Annotated in this window: 18 protein-coding genes and 1 tRNA gene; 10 read left to right on the top strand and 9 right to left on the bottom strand. The window is 68.1% G+C overall.

Annotated elements, in window-relative coordinates; all coding sequences use genetic code 11:
• Positions 1–25: 25 nt before the first annotated feature.
• The 5 genes from gyrA to ACP7BH_RS06445 all read left to right on the top strand — a co-directional run bounded on the left by gyrA (position 26) and on the right by ACP7BH_RS06445 (position 6,161).
• Positions 26–2,809 (top strand): DNA gyrase subunit A, encoded by a 2,784-nt coding sequence (gene gyrA, locus ACP7BH_RS06465; protein ID WP_425982849.1) that lies wholly within the window; start codon positions 26–28, stop codon positions 2,807–2,809.
• Between the two features lie 175 nt (positions 2,810–2,984).
• Positions 2,985–3,833, top strand: coding sequence for an aminotransferase class IV (locus ACP7BH_RS06460; RefSeq protein ID WP_425982851.1), 849 nt, complete (start codon positions 2,985–2,987; stop codon positions 3,831–3,833).
• A 53-nt stretch (positions 3,834–3,886) separates the two neighbouring features.
• Positions 3,887–4,375 carry a pantetheine-phosphate adenylyltransferase gene (gene coaD, locus ACP7BH_RS06455; RefSeq protein ID WP_425982853.1) on the top strand — a complete coding sequence of 163 codons (489 nt, stop codon included), beginning with the start codon at positions 3,887–3,889 and terminating at the stop codon, positions 4,373–4,375.
• Between the two features lie 6 nt (positions 4,376–4,381).
• Entirely contained in the window at positions 4,382–5,257 is an 876-nt protein-coding gene (locus ACP7BH_RS06450; RefSeq protein WP_425982855.1) for a peptidylprolyl isomerase, read from the top strand.
• 34 nt (positions 5,258–5,291) lie between these two features.
• Positions 5,292–6,161, top strand: coding sequence for a peptidylprolyl isomerase (locus tag ACP7BH_RS06445; RefSeq protein WP_425984785.1), 870 nt, complete (start codon positions 5,292–5,294; stop codon positions 6,159–6,161).
• Here ACP7BH_RS06445 and ACP7BH_RS06440 read toward each other — a convergent pair whose 3' ends face one another.
• Positions 6,162–7,265, bottom strand: coding sequence for a Ppx/GppA phosphatase family protein (locus tag ACP7BH_RS06440; protein WP_425982857.1), 1,104 nt, complete (start codon positions 7,263–7,265; stop codon positions 6,162–6,164).
• A gap of 146 nt (positions 7,266–7,411) precedes the next feature.
• Between ACP7BH_RS06440 and hspQ the strand changes: the two genes are divergently transcribed.
• A complete protein-coding gene (hspQ, locus tag ACP7BH_RS06435; protein ID WP_425982859.1) occupies positions 7,412–7,720 on the top strand; it encodes a heat shock protein HspQ in 309 nt (102 codons plus the stop codon).
• Between the two features lie 67 nt (positions 7,721–7,787).
• Positions 7,788–8,663, top strand: a complete 876-nt coding sequence (gene phhA, locus ACP7BH_RS06430; protein ID WP_425982861.1) for a phenylalanine 4-monooxygenase — start codon at positions 7,788–7,790, stop codon at positions 8,661–8,663.
• An 81-nt stretch (positions 8,664–8,744) separates the two neighbouring features.
• Here the strand turns inward: phhA and astB are convergent, their stop codons facing one another.
• The 4 genes from astB to ACP7BH_RS06410 form a co-directional block, all read right to left on the bottom strand.
• Complete coding sequence (astB, locus tag ACP7BH_RS06425) at positions 8,745–10,079, bottom strand: N-succinylarginine dihydrolase (RefSeq protein ID WP_425982863.1); 1,335 nt, start codon at positions 10,077–10,079, stop codon at positions 8,745–8,747.
• A 154-nt stretch (positions 10,080–10,233) separates the two neighbouring features.
• Positions 10,234–11,652 (bottom strand): succinylglutamate-semialdehyde dehydrogenase, encoded by a 1,419-nt coding sequence (astD, locus tag ACP7BH_RS06420; RefSeq protein ID WP_425982864.1) that lies wholly within the window; start codon positions 11,650–11,652, stop codon positions 10,234–10,236.
• Positions 11,649–12,656, bottom strand: a complete 1,008-nt coding sequence (locus tag ACP7BH_RS06415) for an arginine N-succinyltransferase (protein WP_425982866.1) — start codon at positions 12,654–12,656, stop codon at positions 11,649–11,651. Before ACP7BH_RS06415 ends, astD begins: the two co-directional genes overlap by 4 nt.
• Position 12,657: 1 nt before the next feature.
• Positions 12,658–13,908: a hydrolase gene (locus tag ACP7BH_RS06410; protein WP_425982868.1), complete on the bottom strand. Its 1,251-nt coding sequence runs from the start codon at positions 13,906–13,908 to the stop codon at positions 12,658–12,660.
• 96 nt (positions 13,909–14,004) lie between these two features.
• On the opposite strand from ACP7BH_RS06410, the gene ACP7BH_RS06405 reads away from it, so the two are divergent.
• Together ACP7BH_RS06405 and ACP7BH_RS06400 are read left to right on the top strand one after the other, a co-directional pair.
• Entirely contained in the window at positions 14,005–14,547 is a 543-nt protein-coding gene (locus ACP7BH_RS06405) for a hypothetical protein (RefSeq protein ID WP_425982870.1), read from the top strand.
• Positions 14,548–14,575: 28 nt separating this feature from the next.
• Entirely contained in the window at positions 14,576–14,752 is a 177-nt protein-coding gene (locus tag ACP7BH_RS06400) for an ArsC/Spx/MgsR family protein (protein WP_425982872.1), read from the top strand.
• Between the two features lie 13 nt (positions 14,753–14,765).
• On the opposite strand, the gene ACP7BH_RS06395 is transcribed toward ACP7BH_RS06400, so the two are convergent.
• The 4 genes from ACP7BH_RS06395 to ACP7BH_RS06380 form a co-directional block, all read right to left on the bottom strand.
• Positions 14,766–19,016, bottom strand: coding sequence for a translocation/assembly module TamB domain-containing protein (locus ACP7BH_RS06395; protein WP_425982874.1), 4,251 nt, complete (start codon positions 19,014–19,016; stop codon positions 14,766–14,768).
• A complete protein-coding gene (locus ACP7BH_RS06390; protein WP_425982876.1) occupies positions 19,013–20,806 on the bottom strand; it encodes an autotransporter assembly complex protein TamA in 1,794 nt (597 codons plus the stop codon). Before ACP7BH_RS06390 ends, ACP7BH_RS06395 begins: the two co-directional genes overlap by 4 nt.
• A gap of 44 nt (positions 20,807–20,850) precedes the next feature.
• Positions 20,851–21,117: a hypothetical protein gene (locus ACP7BH_RS06385; RefSeq protein WP_425982878.1), complete on the bottom strand. Its 267-nt coding sequence runs from the start codon at positions 21,115–21,117 to the stop codon at positions 20,851–20,853.
• 74 nt (positions 21,118–21,191) lie between these two features.
• Positions 21,192–22,274 (bottom strand): CaiB/BaiF CoA transferase family protein, encoded by a 1,083-nt coding sequence (locus ACP7BH_RS06380; RefSeq protein ID WP_425982880.1) that lies wholly within the window; start codon positions 22,272–22,274, stop codon positions 21,192–21,194.
• Between the two features lie 94 nt (positions 22,275–22,368).
• Between ACP7BH_RS06380 and ACP7BH_RS06375 the strand changes: the two genes are divergently transcribed.
• Positions 22,369–22,445 (top strand) — tRNA-Lys (locus ACP7BH_RS06375).
• The last annotated feature ends 161 nt before the right edge of the window (positions 22,446–22,606 follow it).

Here is a 22,606-nt window from a genome sequence, read left to right as displayed (position 1 = left end):
TCCGGCCGCATAAAGCCACGCTTCATTGACCGACGACAGCTACGAAAACGCCGCAACCCCGATCAACGGTCGAGGCGGCGGCTCCGACATTTCCACGATCACGATCGAGGACGAACTTAAGCGTTCGTACCTCGACTACGCCATGAGCGTGATCGTCTCGCGCGCCCTGCCTGACGCCCGTGACGGCCTCAAGCCGGTTCACCGTCGCATCCTGTATTCGATGCACGACCTGAACATGACGCCCGAGCGCAGCTATTCGAAATGCGCCCGCGTCGTCGGCGACGTGCTGGGCCGATTCCACCCCCACGGCGACGCCTCGGTCTATATGGCCCTGGTGCGGATGGCCCAGCCCTTCTCGATGGGTCTGATGCTGGTCGATGGCCAGGGCAACTTCGGCTCGGTCGATGGCGATATGCCCGCCTCGATGCGTTATACCGAGGCCCGTATGGCCCCGGCCGCCGTCGCCCTGATGGCCGACATCGACAAGGACACCGTCGATTTCCAGCCGAACTACGACGAGAAGGAGCTGGAGCCGGTCGTTCTGCCGAGCCGGATTCCGAACCTGCTGGTCAATGGCGCGGGCGGCATCGCCGTCGGCATGGCGACGAACATCCCGCCGCATAATCTGGGCGAGGTCGTGGATGCGGCCCTGGCCCTGCTGGATGATCCGAACATTTCGGACGACGCCTTGCTGGACATCGTGCCCGGCCCCGACTTCCCCACCGGTGGCGAGATCATGGGCCGCACCGCGCCGCGCAATGCGCTGCGCGACGGTCGCGGCTCGGTCGTCGTGCGCGGCCGCGCCTCGGTCGAGGAAATCCGCAAGGATCGCGAGGCCATCGTCGTCACGGAACTGCCGTTCCAGGTCAACAAACAGACCCTGATCGAACGCATCGCCGAAATGGTGCGCGAGAAACGTCTGGAAGGCATCTCCGACGTCCGCGACGAATCCGACCGCCAGGGCATGCGGATCGTCATCGAGCTGAAGCGCGACGCCTCCGGCGACGTGATCCTGAACCAGCTGTGGCGCTACACCGCCATGCAGAGCTCGTTCGGCGTCAACATGCTGGCGCTGAACCACGGCCGGCCCGAGCAGATGGGCCTGCGCGACCTGTTGCAGATCTTCCTCGAATTCCGCGAGGAAGTCGTCGTTCGCCGCGTCAAGTTTGAGCTGAACAAGGCGCGTGATCGCGGCCACGTCCTGGTCGGTCTGGCCGTCGCCGTCGCCAATATCGACGAAGTGATCCACATCATCCGCTCCTCAGCCGATCCGACCGAGGCGCGCGAGCGGTTGCAGGGCAAGGCCTGGCCCGTCGGCGACATGATGGCCCTGGTCGAACTGATTGCCGACCCCCGCAGCGTCGTCATCAACGGCGACAGCCTGCAACTGACCGACGAACAGGCCCGCGCCATCCTGGCCCTGACCCTGTCGCGCCTGACCGGCCTGGGCCGTGACGACATCTTCGGCGAGGCGCGCGGCCTGGCCGATACGATTCAGGGCCACCTGACCATCCTGTCGGACCGCAAGAACGTCCTGGCCATCATCCGCGACGACCTGATCGCGGTGAAGGATCAGTTCGCCGTGCCGCGTCGCACCCTGATCGGGGAAGGCGACGGCGAGATGGAGGACGAGGACCTGATCCCGCGCGAGGACATGGTCGTCACCGTCACCCACGGCGGCTACGTCAAGCGCGTCGCCCTGAACGCCTATCGGACCCAGCATCGCGGCGGCAAGGGCAAGTCCGGCATGACGATGAAGGACGAGGATGCCATCACCGGCGTCTTCTCCGCCTCGACCCACACCCCGGTCCTGTTCTTCGCCACCAACGGCAAGGCCTACAAGCTGAAGACCTGGCGCCTGCCGCTGGGCAATCCGACCTCGCGCGGCAAGGCCTTCGTCAATCTGCTGCCCATCGAGCCGGGCGACAGCATCATGAACGTCCTGCCCCTGCCCGAGGACGAAACGACCTGGGGCGACTACGACATCATGTTCGCCACCCAGGCGGGCGACGTGCGCCGTAACAAGCTGTCGGACTTCGCCACCGTCAACCGCGCCGGCAAGATCGCCATGAAGCTGGAAGGCGACGACCGCATGGTCGGCGTCGGCCTGTGCACCGCCGATGACGACATCCTGCTGACCACGGCCCTGGGCCGCGCGATCCGCTTCAAGGCCGACGACGTGCGCGTGTTCAAGGGCCGGGATTCGACCGGCGTCCGGGGCGTGCGCCTGCAGGACGGCGACGAGGTCATCTCCATGGCCATCCTTGGCCGGGTCGATGCAACCCCGGAAGAACGTTCCGCCTACGTCAAACACGCCAACGCCATGCGCAAGGCCCTGGCCGGCGCGGACGCGGAAGAGGATATAGCGGCTCCGGCCGAGGCTGAAGACGAGGTCGCCGACGCGGCATTGTCGGTCGAACGGATCGCCGAACTGGGCGCCGCCGAACAGTTCATCCTGACGGTCACCGAGACCGGCTTCGGCAAGCGGTCCTCGGCCTATGAGTATCGTCGCACCGGTCGCGGCGGCCAGGGTCTGACGGCTCACGGCCTGGGCGGTCGCGCGGGCACGCGCCTGGCGGCGGCCTTCCCGGTCGAGGAAACCGACGACCTGCTGCTGGTCACCTCGGGCGGTCAGATGATCCGCACCCGCATAGACCAGGTCCGCATCGTCGGCCGCTCCAGCCAGGGCGTCACCATCTTCCGCACCGGCAAGGACGAAAAGGTCGTCTCGGTCGAACGCCTGCCCGACAGCGGTGGGTCGGATGACGTGGATGTCGCGGGTGAAGAGGGCGGCGAGACCGAAGCCTAAGACCAAGACCCTCTCCCATCGGGAGAGGACTTGAGCACACGGCGGCGAAGCCGTCGTTCTTGTGCGAAAGGGTGAGGGGCAGGTGGTGCGACTTGGCCCACCGGCGGACCCTCATCCGGCCCTTCGGGCCATCTTCTCCCACAGGGAGAAGGAAAGACTTGAACGGGAGCGGACAGTGGACATCCTGATCGACGGCCACCCCGCCACGCCCGACGACCTCACCCATCAGGCCTTGGTCAACTACGGCGCCTACACCTCCTTCCGCGTCGAGAACGACGCGGTCCGGGGCCTGGATCTGCATCTCGCCCGCCTGAACCAGGCGGCCGTCGAACTGTTCGGCGAAAGCCCAGGCGAGACCGAGTTTCGCCGCCTAATGGCGCTCGCCGTCGCCGGCTACGACGCGTGCTGGCTGCGTATCAGCCTGTTCTCGCCCGAGATCGGCCATCGCAACCCGTCTTTCTTCGGCCGGCTCAAGGTGATGACGGTGGTCTCGCCCGCGCCGCCGCCGCTGGCGAGCAGCGTGCGCGTCACCGCCGTTCCCTACGAACGCGAAGCCCCGCATCTGAAACACCTCGCTACCTTCGGCCTGATCCGCGCGCGCCGCGCCGCACGGGCCGCCGGTTTCGACGACGCCCTGTTCGTGGACCAGCAGGGGCAGGTATCCGAAGGCACGCTGTGGAACATCGGTTTCGTCCAGGGCGACAGCATCGTCTGGCCCCAGGCGCCGATGCTGGCCGGCGTGACCCAGGCGGTGATCCAGCGCGGTATGGCCGAGGCGGGCCTGACCTCGGAAACCCGGCCGGTCTCCATTTCTGAAATCGGCGCCTTCGACGCCGCCTTCCTGTGCAACAGCGCCACACCCGTCTGCCCCATCACCGCCATCGACGGCGTCGCCTTCGCCAACGATCCGGCTTTGTTGGCCCAGATCGAGGCCGCCTGGTCCGCCCAACCGCCGCAACCCATCGCTGCGCGCGACGATGACGCCCGCGACGATGACGATGGCGTCAGCCGGCTAGGCCGCTGATTTCGCACCTGCTAAACGACCGCAACGGCACGCGACAGGCTGGGGAGACACGCATGCGCATCGGGCTTTATCCGGGCACCTTCGACCCGGTGACGAACGGGCATACCGACATCATCAAGCGCGCGCTGAAGCTGGTGGACCGGCTGGTCATCGGCGTGGCTCAGAACGACGACAAGGGGCCGCTGTTCTCCACCGCCGAACGGGTCGAGATGCTCAAGGCCGAGGTCGCCAACTTTGGCGGCGACATCGTGGTCCAGCCGTTTTCGACCCTGCTGATGCATTTCGCGGAAGAGCTGGACGCCAACGTCATCATCCGGGGTCTGCGCGCCGTCGCCGACTTCGAATACGAGTTCCAGATGACGGCGATGAACCAGCGCCTCAATCAGGACATCGAGACGGTATTTTTGATGGCCGATCCGCGTCATCAGGCCATCGCCTCGCGCTTGGTCAAGGAGATCGCCCGGCTGGACGGCGCGATCGACAGTTTCGTCAGCCCCGCCATCGCCGAGCGCGTGCGGGCCAAGGTCAAGAACGGGATTTGATAGACTATGCGTAAGGCGATCATCGCGGCGACCGTCGCCGCCCTCCTGGCGTCCGGCGCGGCGCAGGCCCAGGTTTTGGCCCCGGCTGTGGCTCAGACCACGCCAGCGGCCTCCGACTGGCGCACCATCGCGCCGGAAAACCTGCTGGTCATCGACACGTCCAAGGGCCGCGTTCTGGTCGAGCTGGTTCCGGTCGCGGCGCCCAACCATGCCGAACGCATCCGCACCCTGGCCAACCAAGGCTTCTATGATGGCTTGAAGTTCCACCGCGTCATTCCTGAATTCATGGCGCAAACCGGCGACCCGCAAGGCACCGGCGAAGGCGGCAGCGAGCTTCCCGACCTGAAGGCCGAGTTCAGCTTCCGGCGCGGTCGTGACGCCGGCTTCGTCGCCGTGCCCAGCGTCGGCCCCGGCGTGCGCGGCCTGGTCAGCGATCTGCCGGTCCAGACCCAGCCCGACGCCCAGATGATGGTCACCGCCGATTTCAAGGTCGACGCCCACGGCCTGTTCTGCCCCGGCGTGCTGGGCATGGCGCGCTCGGGCGCCCCCGATAGCGCCAACAGCCAGTTCTTCCTGATGATGGGCGCGCGCGACCAGCTGGACGGCGTCTACACGGCCTTCGGTCGCGTGGTTTCCGGTCTGGATGTGGTCGGCAAGCTGAAGAAGGGCTCGGACGCCGAGGACGGCAAGGTGACCGACCCCGACACCATGACCCAGGTCCGCATGGCGTCGGCCATGCCGGAGGCCAGCCGTCCGACGGTGCGCGTCTTGAACGCAAGCAGCGCCGCCTTCGCCGAGCGGATCGCCGCCACACGCGCTGCGCGCGGTAACGGCTTCAGTATCTGCGACGTTCAACCGGTGGCCGAGGTCGTCGGCGGCTGACGTTTTCAAGACGACGGGGGAGGGGACGATGACGATGCGTAGTCTGATGATCGCCACGGCCGTGCTGGCTGCGACGGCCGGGGCCGCCCTGGCCCAGGACGCGACCGCCGTGCCTGCGCCCCCGCCGCCTCCGGCCGAGTGGCGCACCGTCGCGCCCGAGAACCTGCTGGTCATCGACACCAGCAAGGGGCAGGTCCTGGTCGAGCTGGCGCCCCAGATCGCCCCAGCCCACGTCGAACGGATCAAGCTGCTGGCCTCGCGCGGCTTCTACGACAATCTGGTTTGGCACCGGGTGATCGACTGGTTCATGGCCCAGACCGGCGACCCGCTCGGCACCGGCGAGGGGCAAAGCTGGTATCCCGACCTGAAGGGCGAGTTCACCTTCCGCCGCGGGGCGGATATGGCCTTCACTCCCGTCGCGGCCCCCGTCGGCGCCTTGGTCGGCTTCATCGACTCCATTCCCGTCCAGACCCAGCCCGATGCCCTGATGTCTGGCACCGGCGACAACAAGGTCCACGGCTGGGCCCTCTATTGCCCCGGCGTCGCCGGCATGGCGCGCGACGAGGGCAACGACACCGCCAACAGCCAGTTCTTTCTGATGCGTCAGGCCTATCCGGCGTTGGACAAGCGTTACACCGTCTGGGGTCGCGTCGTGTCCGGTCTGGACGTGGTGCGCGCTTTGAAGGCCAGCGGCACGCCCGACGGTCTCGTTCAGGGACCGGACCAGATGACCCGCGTCCGCGTCGCCTCTGACTTGGCGGCTACTGAGCGCCCCACGGCGCAGGTGCTGAACACCAACTCCGCCACCTTCCAGACCCTGGTGCAGCAGGCGCGTCAGGCGCGCGGCGCGGACTTCTCGGTCTGCGACATCGAACTGCCGGTGCGGATCACGCCCCCGGCCTGATCAGGCGGCGGGGGCTGGCCCTCTACCCCGACCGCGCCGACGCCTGCGGCTCTTCGACGGCTTTTTGTCCTCGCGCATCCGCTGCAGCAGCAGCCCCTCGCGCAGGCCCCGGTCCGCGACCCGAACCCGTTCGGACGGCCAGGCGCGTTGAACCGCCTCCAGGATGGCGGCGCCCGCCAGCACCAGGTCCGCCCGGTCGGGACCGATGCAGGCCTCGCGCGCCCGCCCGTCTGGCCCTAGGGCCTTCAGCCGATCCGCCGCCGCCTCGCATTCTCCGCGCGTCATCCACAACCCATCGACCCGGTCGCGGTTATAGCGGGGCAGGTTCAGGTGGATGCCGGCCAGACTGGTGATCGCGCCCGAGGTGCCGACCAGATGGGCCCGGTCCTGGCGAAACAGCTCCAGCATCGGTTCATCGACGATGCCGCCGGCCGCAATGGCCGCGCCCATGTCCGCCACCATGGCCTCGTACCAGGCCTCGCCCGAGTTCGGGGGTTCCGGGTGCCGCTCGGCCAGGGTCACGACCCCGACCGGCGCCGACATCCAGGCTGTGGTGGTCCATTCCACGCCTTCACGCTTCAGCCACGACATCTCGGTCGAGCCGCCGCCCACGTCGATGACCAGAACCGCTTCGGCCTTGGGATCGATCAGGTTCAGACACCCTTCGACCGCCAACTGCGCCTCTTCCGACGGATCGATGATCCGCAGGCGCAGACCCGTTCCCTTGCGCACCCGGTCGATGAAGTCGGCGCCGTTCTCGGCGGCGCGGCAGGCCTGGGTGGCGACGGCGCTCAGCCGGGCGGAATCGACACCCTTCCTGACGATGCGTTCGGCGCACAGGGCCAAGGCGTCATAGGCCCGGTCCATGGCGCGGGGATCGAGCAGGCCCGTCCGCGACAGGCCTTCGCCCAGCCTCACGATGCGGCTGAAGCTGTCGACGACGCGAAAGCCTTCTCGCGACGGCCGCGCGATCAGCAGCCGACAATTGTTGGTCCCCAGATCGAGCGCGCCATACAGCGGCGCATCCCGACCCGACGCATCCCGCGAACGGGAAGGCTGGGACCGCTCGTCGCGCCGTCGGGGCGCGCCGTGGGTCTCCGGCATGGGTCGTCATTCCGATGTGGGCGGTCCAAAACGGCACCCGTCCCGATCAGCCTAACCCGCGAGGATCGTCCGCGCCAAGCCATTCTGTCAGGAAGATGAACAGACCTGTAGGCGTCCGGGTCATACGCCGGGTCGTATCAGAACCGATGACCCAGGTTCACACAGCCCGTTTCGCCATCGGTCAGATCGTCCGCCACCGCGACGACGCCTTTCGCGGCGTGGTGATGGACGTCGACCACGCCTATGACGGCCCGGCTGGAGAGACCGGCCTCGTCGCTGCCGATCAGCCCTTCTACCGCGTCTATGCCCTGGGCGACGACGGCGGCTTCGTCGCCTATGCCGCCGAGGGCGTGCTGGAGGACGGTCAATCTGTTCTGCTGCCCGACGATGCGGAGCGCTGGTTCACGACCGACGGCTTGGGCCATCACGCGCCTCTGGATGAACAACTGCACTGACTTTTGGACTGGCGGTTGGAAGGCGCGGCGGCTCCGGGCTAGACTGTCGGCAAAAGAGGAATACGCCATGTCCGACTTCGAACACGTCTTCGAAAAGCCGCCCGAGGGCGCGGCCGCAGACTGGACCATTCCTCAGAACTGGCTCGCCTATACCGAGGTCGAGCATCAGACCTGGGACACCCTGTACGCTCGCCAGATGAAAATCCTTCCGGGCCGCGCCTGTGACGCCTTCCTGCGCGGCCTGGACGCGCTGGACCTGAACGCCGGGGGCATTCCCGACTTCGATGTGATCAATCCCAAGCTCCAGGCCCTGACCGGCTGGACTGTGGTCTGCGTGCCCGGTCTGGTGCCGGACGAGGTCTTCTTCGACCACCTGGCCAACCGCCGCTTCGTATCGGGCCAGTTCATCCGTAAGCCGGACCAACTGGATTACCTCCAGGAACCCGACATCTTCCACGACGTCTTCGGCCATGTGCCGATGCTGACCGACCCCGATTTCGCCGCCTATATGGAGGCCTATGGCAAGGGCGGCCAGCGCGCGGCGGGCCTGGGCATGCTGCCCAACCTGGCGCGTCTGTACTGGTACACGGTGGAGTTCGGCCTGATGAAGGACACCGACGGCCTGCGCATCTATGGCGCCGGCATCGTGTCCTCGGCGACCGAGAGCGTCTTTGCGCTGGACGACCCGTCGCCCAACCGCTTGGGCTTCGATCTGGAGCGGGTGATGCGCACCCTGTACCGAATCGACGACTTCCAGCAGGTCTATTTCGTCATTGATAGCCTGGAAGCCCTGAAGGACGAGACGCTCAAGGATTTCGGCCCTGTCTATGCGGCGCTGAAGGGCCAAGCCGACCTGCCCATCGAAATGGTCCTGCCGTCCGATCAGGTCTTCACCCGAGGCACCCAGGCCTACGCCCAGCGCGGCGGGCGTTTCGCGGCCTGATTGGTCCGGCGGAGGGCCGTTACCTCCTCGCGCCGCGAACGACGGGAAACGAAATGGCTCGCCGGGCCGAGACGAACATAGTCAGCGCTGGAAAGGATAGAAGTCCTCGCCCAGGTGCAGGATCGCCGTTAGTTCATCCAGCGCGCCCCGGCTCTCGTCCAGCAGAGCTGGGTCCGCCAGATCGGCGGGACGCAGTTCGTCGCGATACCAGCGCTCGCCCCAGGTCTTGAGCCGGGCGTGCAGGGCGTCGGTCAGCCGCATCGCCGGATTCGTCGCCGCCAGCTCCGCCGCGTTCAGCACGACCCGTAGACGCAGACACGCCGGCCCGCCGCCGTTGCGCATCGACTGGCGCACATCGACGTAACGCACCTGGCCGATGGGGCCGTTGGAGGCAGCCAGACCCTGCGCGACCGCATGGCTGCGTGGGTTGTCGCGGGTCTCGGTCGGACAGATCAGGGTCAGACGATCCTCGCCCGGAATCTGGATCAGCATGGAGTTGAACAGATAGGAGCTGATGGCGTCGGCCAGGGGCAGGTCGGCGGACGAGACCTCGACGAAGATTGGGTCGAACAGGCCTTCGGCCGCGCGGCAGATCGAGTCCTGGGTTCCAGCCGTGTCCTCGAACGCCAGGTCGTGGAAGAACAGGGTCTCCAGCGCCCCTACGCAGACGACGTCGTTGTGGAAGGTCCCGCCGGCGATGGCCGCCTTCGACTGTTGGGCGAGAACAACGCCGCTCGCCCCGTGGCGACGTCCCACGGCCTGCGACGCCTCGCGCGTCTGGCGGGCGGGGTAGGGACCGTCCCAAGGCTCGAACGCCTCTCGCCCCCAGACCAGCAGATTGACGCCCGCCGCCCCATGATCGGCGCACAGGCGCACATGATTGGCGGCGCCCTCGTCGGCCAGATGCGCGACCGAGGGCAGGGCGTCATGAACGGCGAACCGCTCGGGATCCGGGAACAGGGCGTCCAGCGCGCGCTTCGTCTGCTGGTGTTCCAGCGACCGGTGCAGATTGGTGATCAGATTGGCAGGCGTGAAATGCACCCGGCTATCCGCCGCGTCCGCGCTGGGCGTCACGGTCGCGGCGTTGGCGGCCCACATGGGCGAGGCCGAACAGGCGGCGGCGGCGAAGCTGGGCGCATCCTTCCACGCCCGCTCCAGCACCTGGGCGTCTGATCCTGTGAACCCCAGCGTCCGCAGGAACGGGATGTTCGGCCGCTCGTGCGGCGGCAGGACGAACTGGGGCAGGCCCAGGTCCGCCAGGGTCTTCATCTTGTCGAGCCCCTGCAGCACCGCCGCCCGCGGGTTGGACGCTTCGCCCTTGTTCAGGCTGGACGCCAGATTGCCCGGCGACAGGCCGGCGTAGGAGTGTGTCGGCCCGATCAGGCCGTCGGCGTTGGCTTCGACGGCGCTCACCAAGATTCTCCCTCCCCTTCATGGGGAGGGGCGGCGACGCGGCAGCGGAGCCGGGGTGGGGCAGTACGAAGATCTCGCTCACGCCCTTTCGGGCCCCACCCCGATCGCTGCGCGATCACCCCTCCCCATAAAGGGGAGGGAGATTTAGGCCGCCCGCTCACGCCCTCAGCCCCTTGATCTCGCCCTCGATGTTCGCGACCGCATCAGCTTCGAAGCTCGCCACCGGATAGGCGCAGTAGTCGGCGGCGTAGTAGGCGCTGGGGCGGTGGTTGCCGCTGGCACCCAGACCGCCGAAGGGCATGTCGCCGGCGGCGCCGGTGGTGGGGCGGTTGAAGTTGACGACGCCCGCGCGGATGCGGCGAATGAAGTGCACCCAGTTCGCCGGATCGTCGCTGACCAAACCGGCGGACAGGCCGTAGCGGGTGGCGTTGGCCGCCTGGATAGCGGCTTCGAAAGTCGGAACGCGGGTCACCGACAGGAAGGGGGCGAACATCTCCTCGTCCGGGACGTCGATCCCGGTTACGTCGATGATGGCCGGTTTGACGAAGGCACCGGGCAGGTTGGCGACGGGACCCGAGGCGCGGATGACCTTGGCGCCTGCGTCGATCCGCTGTTGCAGCTCCTTCAAGGCGGCCTCGGCGGCGCGGGCCGAGATCAGCGGTCCGGCATAGGGTTCGGGATCGCTGTCCCAAGGACCGAAGACCAGGCGGTCAGACAGGGCGGCGACGGCTTCGATGATCGCATCGCCTTGCGGGCCTTCCGGCACAATCAGGCGACGCGCGCAGGAACAGCGCTGGCCGGTGGTGATGAAGGCGGACTGGACCGCGATGCCCGCCACAGCCTCGGCGTCTGCCGCATCCCAGACCACCAAAGGATTATTGCCGCCCAGCTCCAGCGCCAGGATGACGTGCGGATCATCGGCGAACTTCTTGCGAAAGTGCGCGCCGGCCGCGCCGGACCCCGTGAACATCAGGGCGTCGATCCCGGCGTCCAGCAGGGCCGCGCCGGTCTCGCGTCCGCCCTGAACCACATTGACCACGCCGGTCGGCAGGTCGGCGACGGCGAAGGCCTCGGCCATCACCTGACCGACCAGAGGCGTCTCTTCCGACGGCTTGAACACGACGGTGTCGCCCGCGAGCAGAGCCGGGACGATATGGCCGTTGGGCAGGTGGCCGGGGAAGTTGAACGGGCCCAGCACCGCCGCCACCCCGTGCGGACGGTGCCGCAGGGTCGCGCGACCGAAGGCCGTGTCGCTGGTGCGTTCGCCGGTGCGTTCATCATAGGCGCGGATCGAGATGTCGACCTTGCCGATCATGGCGGCAGCCTCGGTTTTCGTCTCCCACAGCGGCTTGCCGGTTTCGCGGGCGATGGCCTCGGCGATCTGGGGCGCGCGGTCCTTCAGCACGGCCTGATAGCGTTTGACGGCCTCGATCCGCTCGGCGCGTGGCGCATCGGCCCAAGCCGGGAAGGCGGCGCGGGCGGCGTCCACGGCGGACTGCACTTGCGCCGGAGTGGCGGCCTCGCCCTCCCAGTTGGTCGTTTCGGTGGCGGGGTCGATGGATTTGAATGTGTTCATGATTTCACGCGGACAGTGGCGCCGGCCTTGATCTTCAGCGCGGCGGCGGTTTCGGCGGTCAGGCGCACTACGTCGCCCTCGATGTCCGCCTTGGCCCGCACGGCGCGGAAGGCGGCGATGCTGTCGGTCGAGATCAGGGCCGGCAGTTCGGCCTCGACCCGGTCGGTGATCTCGACCGTCAGGCGGCGGGCGTCGCGCACGGTGCGGATGTTGTCGCGCCCGCACGACACGGTGGGACCGGCATCGAAGATATCTACCAGACCATTGGGCCGGAAGCCCTCGCTTTCCAGCAGGGCCATCGCCGGCACCCCTTGCGGATGCACCTTGCCGATCACCGCGCGCGCCGGTTCGGGCAGCAGCTCGGTATAGATCGGGTGGCGCGGCGCCAGGTCCAGGATGAACTGTTTGTCGGTCGATCCGCTCATCCGGTCGGCGTGATCGAACTCCATCGGGAAGAATTTGTGCGCCACATGGTCCCAGAACGGACAGGCGCCGTCGGGCGTGAAGACCCCGCGCAACTCGGCCAGCACATTCTCGGCGAATAGCTCGGGCTGGGCGCCGATCAGCATGTAGCGCGACTGGCTCAGCAGACGGCCCGCGCCGCCCTTGCGTCGATCCGCCTTCAGGAATAGCGAACCGACCTCGGTCCAGCCGGTGCATTCGTTGACCAGCACGAGGGTCTGATGATCCAGCTTGACGCCCAGAGACGGCGACGACGCCGTATTGTGGACCACCCGGAACGAGAAGAACGGCCGCTTCAGCCCCACCGTAGCCTTGACCGATCCGACCCCGTCGATGTCGCCGGTGTCGCCGTCTTCCAGCATCAGCGTGTACCAGGCCTCCTGCGGCGTGACCTGCCCCCGGAAGCTGGCCTGGCTCAGTTCTAGCCGATCGGACAGGGCGTCGGGATCTTCGGGCAGGCTGGTGAAACCGGGTCCGGACAGGATGGCCAGCTCCAGCAGATGATCAAGGTCGGCAGGGCCGGCGGGACGGACGACAAGCATTCTATAGAGTTTCCATCCGCAGGGATTTCAGTTTGGCCGCGTCGATTTCGCCCGAGGCGATCTTGCACAGGATCAGCGCGCTCAGCTGGGCGCGTTCGACGAAGCTGTCGGGCCAGGCGAACTCCTGGTCCGAATGGATGTCGCCGCCTCGCACCCCCAGAGTGTCGATGTTCGGCAGGCCGGCGGCGTGCAGATTATTGCCCTCGCACACCCCGCCCGACGGCTTCCACGCGATGGGCTGGCCCAGCAGTGCGCCGGCTTCCTTCACCGCCTCGAACAGGGCGGTCTGGGCGGCGTCCATCGGCTTGGGCGCGCGGGTGAAGCCGCCGTGCAGGTCCAGGGTCAGCCCCTCGAACGGCGGGGCGGCGGCGATGGCGCGCACCGAGGCGTCGATCCAGTCGGCCGCGGCCTTGTCTGGGACGCGCACATTGAAGCGCACCACCGCATTGTCGGCGACGACGTTCAGCGCGCCCCCGCCCGAAATCTTGGCCACATTGACGGTGACGCCCTCGTGCTGACCGTTCAGCCCATGCAGGGCGGCGGCGATGATGGCGGCGCCGGCGACCGCATTGCGGCCCTCTTCGAAGGCGCGACCGGCGTGGGCCGCACGACCCGTCACGATCAGATGATAGTTGCCGCTGCCCTTGCGCGCCCCCGCCAGCGTCCCGTCCGCCAGGGCCGGCTCATAGGTCAGGCCGACATGCCCCCGTGCGCCCAGTTCGGCCAGCAGGGGAGCCGAGGCAGGCGAACCGATCTCCTCGTCGGGGCTCAGCAACACGGTCCAGCCGACGCCGTGTTTGTCTGGATGGGTCTCGAACGCCTCCAGCGCGGCCAGAAGCACGCTGATCCCGCCCTTCATGTCGGCGACGCCCGGCCCGTTCAGGGCGCCGTGGGCGCGCGTGGTCACGGTCTGGAAACGGCTCTCGGCGGGAAAGACCGTGTCGTAATGGCCCGTCAGCACGACCTGGATCGGCGCGCTCGGCCGGGCCGTGATCTTCAGGGCGTCGGCATGGGCCTCGGTGCGCACCGAACCGTCGTCGCCGACGCTGGTCGAGCCTTGCGTCGAGATACGCTCGACCGTGGCGGGCAGGGCCTTCGCCGCCGCTTCCAGCGCGTCCAGCACGGCGTTCAGTCCGGCTGCGTTGCGGCTGCCGGAGTTGATGTTCGCCCAGTCGATGGTGCGCCCGATGATGGCCTCGCGTCGCGCGGCGACGTGGTCGAGGACGGCCTGGTCAGAGGTCAGAATCCGCATCGGCCGGACCCTAGACGCCCCGACTGCAAAGGTGAAGGTGGGGGTCTGTAAGTCATCGCCGATCACCGCTAGTTTCCGCCCGAACAGGGAGGCGACATGACACGCACGACGATCGATCTTTGGCTCCGGGCCATGAACCCGCTGATCTTGCCGCGCGGCATGGCCGAGGCGCAACGGTCCGCGCGGTCCATGGTGATCGGCCTGGGCATCGCCTTGGTTGTCGGCCTGATTCCGACCTGGTGGATGTTCACGTCCGGCTGGTTCGACACGGCGATGAGCGCCGAATACGCCCGCATGGGTCTGTCGTCGGATCAGGTCGCGACGCAACGCGAGTTCATGAAGGTGATCTGGCCCTACGCCATCGGCTTCGGTGCGATCTTTTCCGTGATCCTGTACGGAGCCTTGGCTGCGGTTCAGTGGCGGATGATGACGCGCGCGATCCCGATCATCATGCTGGCCCTGATGGCCTACAGCCTGGTGGCCAATATGGGCATGCGGTTGCTGGGGTCGATGCCGGCCCCCGAGTTGCCGTTGTGGATCCTGTTGACCACCTGGCCGGCGGCCGCGGTCTCGACCGTTATATATGTGGCGTCCCTGCAGGGCGCGATGCTGCTGCACCGCCTGCGCAACGAGCCGTGACGGCCGTCGTCCTGTTCCACAATCCGAAATGCGGCACGTCGCGCAACGCCTTGGCGCTGCTGCGCGAGCAGGGCGTGGAGCTGACGATGAAACCCTACTGGCCGCCGCCATCGCCCAGCCGATCCTGATCGAACGCCCCATTGTCGAGACTGACAAGGGCGCCGTCATCGGCCGTCCGCCGGAGCGGGTGCTGGCGGTTCTCTAGTCGAGAGGCCGTCTCAGCGGGTGCGGCGGCCTCGGTTCGGGCGACGGTCGCCGGCCTCGCGGCTTTCATGGCGCCAGCGGATCGACAGGCTGGTGTCGCCCTGGCCGCCGAACTGCGAGCTGACGGCGATGTTGCGCCGAGGCTGCCACTCGACCTTGACCGCCGCGCCGCTCTCGCCGCCGCCGATGACTTCCAGATAGACGTCGTCGGTGATGTAGCGCCCGCCCGCGACCGTGACCGCAGAGGCGTCGCCGCCGAAGGACAGCCGGTCCAGGCCCGCCAGTTCTCGCAGGTTGCCGATCACGTCGAACCCGCCGCCGCCCGCCAGCGCCGCGACCCCGGCCGCCAGCTGCGCCGCCTCGAAGGCCGACAGCTGCGACGCGGACCGTCCGAACAGCACCTGTGACAGGATCTCGTCCTGGGGCAGGGACGGGGTCGAGGTCAGGGCGATCTTCGGCTCGGCCGCCGTGCCCGTGACGTTGATGGAGGCGGTCAGGGCCGCATCCTCTCGCGTCGCCGCCAGGTTCAGCCGGATCTGTTTCGGATCGGTGGACAGGGTGACCCGGCCGGTGTCGTCGAACACGAACCGTTTGCCCGCGAACTCATAGTCGCCGCGCACCACATTGGCCGAGCCCGTCAGTTGCGGATTGGCGATGGTGCCGCGCACCCGCGCATTGACGTCCAGCACCACGTTCAGACCGCGCCCGTTGACCCGCACCTTGCCCCCGGTCGAGCGCAGGGCGATGTCCATGCCGATCTGCGGGCCGCGCGCTTTCTGCTCGGTCTCTTCCGGGTCGCCGCCGGGCCGGTTGATCTCGACCACGTCCATCCCGACGATGCCGGTGGCGCCGGGCAGTTCCGGCTGGATATTGGCCTCGTCGATGTCGATCCGGCCGCCCAACTGGATATTGCCGTCCGCCCCTCGAACGATGGTGATCGGACCCGAGGCGCGCGCCTCGGCGATGTCGTTGTCGATGACGCGGAAGCGGCTCAGCGTCAGCTGTGCGTTCGATCCCGATCCCTGGCGCAGGCCGACGCGTCCCTGGCCCGAGACCGTGCCGCCCGAGCCGTCGTTGGCCGTGAAGGTCTCGATCAATGCGGTGGTGTCGTCGAACTGGGTCCGCAGGGTCATGTCGCCCAGCACCAGGCCGACGGCGTTCTCGCGATAGCTGCCCTGGCTCAGGTCGAACCGACCGTTCAGGCGCGGCGCGTTCAGGGTGCCGGCCAGGGTCGCCTGACCGTTGACCTGACCCGCCAGGCTGCGTTCGCCGCCCAGGAAGAGGTCCCAGATCGGCTGGATCTGGCCGTTGATCGACACTCGGCCCGACATCTCGCGCGTCCGGGCGATGGCTAGGCGCAGCGGCGCCGCCGAGGCCTCGACGGGCAGGACGACGTCGGCGGAGGCCTGAACCGCGCCCTCGTCGACCGCCGTCGCCTTGATGGTCAGCCGGTCGCCAGACAGGGTGGCGTCCACCCGTCCGTCCACGGCCAGGCCGCGCGGCGCATCGATGCTGCGCACGTTCTGCAGGGCTATGTTGGCCGTTCCCGACAGGTCGCTTCCGGTGCCGCGCATGGCCACCTCGCCCGTCACGCTGCCGCGCAGTTCGGGCGAGATCGACCCCAGGTCCACCTGCGTCAGGTCGGCCTGAACCGCCAACGTGCGCGCATCCTGGCGCAGGTCGGCCAGCAGCACGCCGCCGCCGACGCCCAGGTCCAGATGGGCCGTGCGATTGGCGCCGTTCAGGGTGATCGAGGCCGGGCTGCGGGTCGTGAAGGCCACCTCGCGCACCCGACCGCCGCCCCGCAGCGTCAGGCCGTGGGTGGTGTTCTGGCGCGAATAGACGCCTGCGCCGTTGAACTGGGCCGGCGTCGGTCCGCCCACGTCCAGCGCCAGGGTAAAGGGCAGGTTGTTCAACGTACCGCGTCCGTCCAGGTCCAGGGTGCGGATGATCCAGCTCTGGCCCGCCAGCCGCACGTTGCGTCCGTTGACGTCCAGGATGGCGCTGTCCGATCCGCCGCCGTCCGTCAGACGCACCCGGCCGTTGGCCTCGCCCGAGGCCAGGAAGGCCCCGGCGCGCGCCGTGAACGTCAGGTCCGCGCTGGACGGGATATTGTCCGACAGGGCGACGGCGCCCTTGGCCGTCACGCCGCCTGCGTCCACGTCCAGATCCGTCAGGCGAATCTGCTTGCCGCCCAGGAAGAAGTTGCCCGAGGCGCGCGCGGGGCCATAGTTCGAGCCGCTGACGACCATGATCCGGCCGTCGGACGCATCCGCGCCCTTGCGGAAGCTCAGCGTCAGATCGGCGTTGTTCAGCGTCAGGGCGCCGGCCGTGACCTGCTGGAAGCCGGCGGTCAGATCGACGCGCGGCTGGGACAGGGTGCCGGTCAGGGCGCCGCGTCCGTTCATGTCGCCGCCGATCTCGACCGGCCCGGCCGCGAACGGCCCGCGCGCGTTCCAGTCCAGCGCCAGCTTCAGATCGCCCGCCGTCTCAATGATGCCCTTGGCTCCGGCGCGACCGGCCGCTCCGGTCAGTTCGCCACGCTCGACCTCGATCCGCCCGCCGTTCAGCCTGCCGGCCAGTTGCAGACGCGGCGTCTTGCCCAGCAGGCGATCCAGCTCGGACATGCCGACGGTTAGGTTTCGTCCCCGCCCGTCGAAGTTCAGCAGCCAGGGCGCGCCCGTCCGCGCCGAAGACGCCCGGATCGGCCCGCCGAAGGCGCCTCGCGCCTCGGGCAGGACGCGCGAGGCGTCGGTCAGTTGCGCGTTGCCGCGGAAGCTCATCCCGCCCAGCAGGTTGCGCGATCCCGAGCCGTTCAGGCTCAGACCCTGGCCCTGCAGATCGACCTTCTCCAGCAGTATGGCGCCGTCCTTCATCCGCGCGGCCTGCATCTGCACGCGCGGCGACGAACCCAGCAGGCCGCCGATGATGCCTTCGCCCGAACCGCCGTTGGCGCGGATGTCGCCGTCGAAGTCCATGCGACCGTTCTTGACTGAGACGTTCAGCGGCCCGGCGATGCGGGTCGCGCGATAGCTGGCGACATTGGCGTTCAGCAGCGTCGCCTGACCGTTCAGGCTCCAGGTCTCGGCGTCGCCCTTGAACAGGCCGGAATAGGCGGCCGGCCCGGCGACATCGGACCCGACCAGTCGGCTCAGCGACGCCGTCTGGATGTTCAGGGTGATCCCGTCCGGGGAACTGCGGTCCGCGTTGCGGATCAAGCCGCGCGCTTCGGACTGGACGTTGTCGGAGATCAGCTTCCACGCCACGCCCTGGCTGGCCTTGTCCGGCGTCGGGACCATGGCGAAGCCGAAACGCGCCGTGCGGCCGACACGGGTGACGAACGGCTCCAGCAGGTCCGAGCCGCTGAAGTCGGCGAAGCCCGAGACGCGAGATCCCTTGTCGCCGAAATGCCCCTGGACGATCAGGGGGACGAACTGCCCCGTCTGGACGCGGGCGTTGACGACATCGGCGTTCAGCACCGCGACCGCCGAGAACGGCTGATCAGGCGAATAGCCCAGGGCGCCGGCCAGCGGCCCGCCCTGGACCTCGTTGGCGCGCAGGTTCAGGCGCGTGTCTTCCAGCTTGCCGCCGAAGGTCGCGGCCAGGCGCAGATAGTCGCCCGGCCGGTTCAGGCTGTCGGCGTTGACGGTGGCGCTCTTGGCCCCGGTGCGCGGCAGGCTGGCGTCGCCCGACAAGCTCCAGCGGCCGTATTCCTTGGAGAAGCCCTCCATCAGTTCGATATTGGCCGAGAACTTGTCGATCCGAACCGAGATCGGCTGCGGGCTGGGCGGCTCGCCGCTGGGCGGCTCGACCACCGGCCGACGCAGGACGCGAACGGTCTCGGCCTTGATGTCGTTGGCGTGGAAGCTGCGGCCCACCAGCGCCAGATACGACCAGTCCATGCTGAGGTTGTTCACCTCCAGCCAGACGCCCTGACTGTCGGCCAGGGTGACGCGGTCGATGGTGAAATCGCTCAGCAAATCGCCCTTCAGCCCATAGACCTTCAGTCGGCCATAGCGGCTGATCTTGAGGTCCTGCAGCCGCTGCAACACCATCTCGCGCCCACCGTCCGAAGCGATGTAGTAACGCCCGCCCACCAGGGCGGCGGCAATCAGCACCAGCAGACCCGCAATCACTCCGCCCGCGATCAGGGCGATGCGTTTGACCAGCCCGCGACGCGCCTTCTTGGGTCGCGCGGCCTCGGTGGGCGCCGTCTCTTCCGGCGTGGGTTCGGGCGGCGTGGCTTCAGGCGGTGTGTCGGTCAAAACGCCTGCCCGATGCTGATGTAAATCTGGAAGGCCGAGTCGCCTTCACTCTTGTTCAACGGCACGGCCACGTCCGCCCGGATCGGCCCGAACGGCAGCATGTAGCGCACGCCCACGCCCGCTCCGTAGCGCATGTTGGTCAGGTTCGGCGTTTCCTGGAAGCCTACCGAACCGGCGTCCACGAAGGCGACGGCCTGGAAGCTCTGGCCGATCGACTGACGCACTTCGAACGAGGTCTCGAACAGCGACAGACCCCCGCGCGGCGTCCCGTCCGGCAGTTGCGGATTGACGCCCTGATAGGAATAGCCGCGCACCGACCCGCCGCCGCCGGAATAGAACAGGCGATCCGACGGCACATTCAGCTCGCTGCCGCCGACGATAGACCCGATCTTCATGCGTCCGGCCAGGATCGTGCGGTCGCCGGCCACTGGGAAATAGGCCGTGCCTTGCGTCTCGGTGCGCAAGAACAGGATGTTGCTGTCGCCCGTCACCGCCGTCGGCTGCACCGCCAGATTGACGCGCCAGCCCTTGGTCGGGTTCAGCGGATCGTTGGAATGGTCGATATAGGCGCTGGTCCGCGCGGTGACGATCGCCAGGTTGCGGTCGAAGTCGACGCGCTGCGGGGGCAGGGTGGTGAAGTCGTAGCGGGTCTCGCTGTACTGGCCCGCATCCAGCCCAATGCCGTAGTTGAAATAGGAGGTCTTGCCGATGCGCTGCTGCAGGTCGGCATAGAGGACCAAGGCTGTGCGCACATAGGCGTCGGTGTCTTCGTTTACCACCGCCGCGCCCAGCTTCAGCGTTCGACCGGGCCGGCGCCAGTGAGGCAGGGACAGGTCCGCGCCGATCCGGCTGTCGATGTCCGCCAGCCGCGCTTCCAGCCGCAGGGTGTCGGCGCGGCCGAAGCGGTTGTAGCGGGTCTGGATCACGTCCACCCCGGCGCCTTCGGCCGTGGACCAGGTGGCGCCCGCTTCCAGCACGCGGCGCGGCCGGTCCTGCAGGCTGACGATCACGGGACGCAGACCGTCCGCGGTGACCTGATCTAGCGGCGACAGGGCCACGCCGATGCCGTCATAGACGCCGGTGTCCAGCAGCCGGCGCTCCAGCTCGGCGACCTGGTCGGGGTCGTAGCGGTCGCCCTCGTTCCACGGCGCCAGGCCGGCGACCCACTCGGGATTGGTCCGGCCTCGTGTCGACAGACGCACGCCGTCCAGCCGCACCAGGGCGCCCGAGGCGATGCGGTATTCCGGTGCGACGGTGAAGGCGGCGTGGTCCACCACCACCCGGCGCGGATTGGCCTTGGCGTCGGCGTAGCCGTCACGCACCAGGGTCGCCACCAGCCGCCCCTCGCCCGAGATGACATCCGCCGCCCGACCGGGATCGCCGGCCTTCAGGGCGATGGCCGTCCTGGCCTTGTCCGCGGCTTCGGCCTCGGGCGCGGGATCGACCCACTGGATGGTCGGGTCGGTCAGAAGGAACCGGCGACCCGGTTCGACCGAGACGATTGCGACCGGCGTCTCCTCGCCCTCGACGATGTCTTCCACGACCGGCTGGTAATAGGCCTCCGAGCGCAGCAGGGCGGTGGCCGAGGTCACGGCGCTCTCCGCCCGGCGGCGGGCCTCGAACCGGCTGGCCGGCGCACCATCGACCTCGCCCACGGCGCGTTCCAGGGCCCGGCGCAGCTCTGCGTCCATGTCGCCGCGGATCTGGGCTCGGGGGTCCGCAGCCGCCGCATGAGCGCAGGCCGAAAAGGCCGCAAGGGTCGCGACCAGCAGGTTAGGCCTGAACGTCAAACTCGATCTCTCGTCAAAACTACGCCCCCCGGCAAACCTGCTCGTTAGTAGAACAGGGTCTCGCTCTCGGGTTGGACCGTCTGTTCCGACGTGCGTTCATCAGGCGGAAGGCTGCTGGACGGCGGGGGCGTGGGGGTCGGGTCCTGCACCTCGGGCGGAGGCGGCGGCGTCTCTTCCTCGACCGGCGGTGGAGCCGCCTCGACCGGCGCTTCGACGTAATCGTCGTCATTCCTCGACGGACGGTCGTCGCAGGCCGAGAGCGCAAACACGCTCAATACGGCGGCGGCCAGAACGAAAGTCGAGCGTGTCATGAAAGTCCCCGGGTCTTCGCCCATGCAACGCCTGTCGCGCTAAGCCGTTCCCTTAGCGCCGAAAACTGCGCTGGTCATCCCGCGCGATGGGACCATTTTGTGACCATCTGGTCCAGCGTCAGCGCAGACTTGGGACCCGGCTCCGCCGCCTTGCCGTCGAACAGGGGCGCAGGTCGCGGCAGGCCGTCGTGGAATGTTGCCCTCGCCTGATTGTGCGGATGGTCGGGCGCTTCGGCCAGACTGAGGACGGGCGTGACGCAGGCCTCGGTCCCGGCGAAATGGGCGCTCCAGTCGTCGCGGTCCCGGGTCGCAAACAGGGCGGCGAGCCGGGCCTGCAAGGCGGGCCAGGCGGCGATGTCGTACTGAACCGCTTCGGCCGGATCGATCTCCAGCCCCGCGAGCAGGGCGGAATAGAATCGCGGCTCCAGCGCCGCCACCGCCACGAACCCGCCGTCGCGACAGGCATAGCACCGATAGAAGGGCGCGCCCCCGTCCAGCAGATTGGCTCCGCGCCGCTCGCTCCACATCCCCTGTCCACGCAGGGCCTGGAACAGTCCGCCCAGCAGGGCCGCCCCGTCGGTCATGGCCGCATCGACCACCCGACCCTGACCGGTGGTCCTCGCCTCCACCAGCGCCGCCAGCACGCCGACCACCAGCAGCATGGCCCCGCCGCCATAGTCGCCCACCAGGTTCAGCGGCGGGGAGGGCGGACGATCCGCCTCGCCCATGGCGTGCAGCACCCCCGACAGGCCGATGTAGTTCAGGTCATGCCCCACGGCGTTCGCCAGCGGCCCCGTCTGGCCCCAGCCCGTCACCCGCCCGAACACCAGCCCAGGCTTTCGCGCCTGCAATACCTCCGGCCCATAGCCCAGCCGCTCCATGACGCCGGGCCTGAACCCCTCGATCACCGCGTCCGCGCCATCGACCAGTTGAAGGATGCGCTCGCGATCGTCGGGCGATTTCAGGTCGACGGGCACGAAGGCGCGTCCCCGATGCAGCACCGCCCCGCCCACCTCGTCGAACACGGCAGGCCCGGCCGAGGCGTCGCGCGTCAGCCGCACCACCTCCGCCCCCAGGTCCGCCAGCATCATCCCGGCGAAGGTGACCGGCCCCAGGCCGTCGAATTCGATGATACGGACGCCATTTAACGGTTGCATGCCACATGAGTAGCAGACCGGCTCTTGACCGGAAGGCCGGATTACAACAGAAGGCGCCCTTCGACGGTTCGGGAGCGCCCGGACGTCGCACGGTGCGCCCTTAGCTCAGTTGGTTAGAGCATCTGACTTTTAATCAGAGGGTCCTCGGTTCGAGCCCGAGAGGGCGTACCATTTAAAGCCCGCTTCGGCGGGCTTTTTGCTGTCTGGCAGGCAGAACAAAAGTGAACTTTGTGACTTTGTCGAAGTCACATGTGTGACCTAGCTTCTGATGTTCCCTTTGCGTTCACGTCCGCCCCGGCGCTACACCGCGCCCCGGTCGGTGGCGCGGCCGA

Source organism: Brevundimonas sp. TWP2-1, from assembly GCF_049897645.1.
Classification (GTDB): domain Bacteria; phylum Pseudomonadota; class Alphaproteobacteria; order Caulobacterales; family Caulobacteraceae; genus Brevundimonas.
This window is presented reverse-complemented; position numbering and strand designations above follow the sequence as displayed.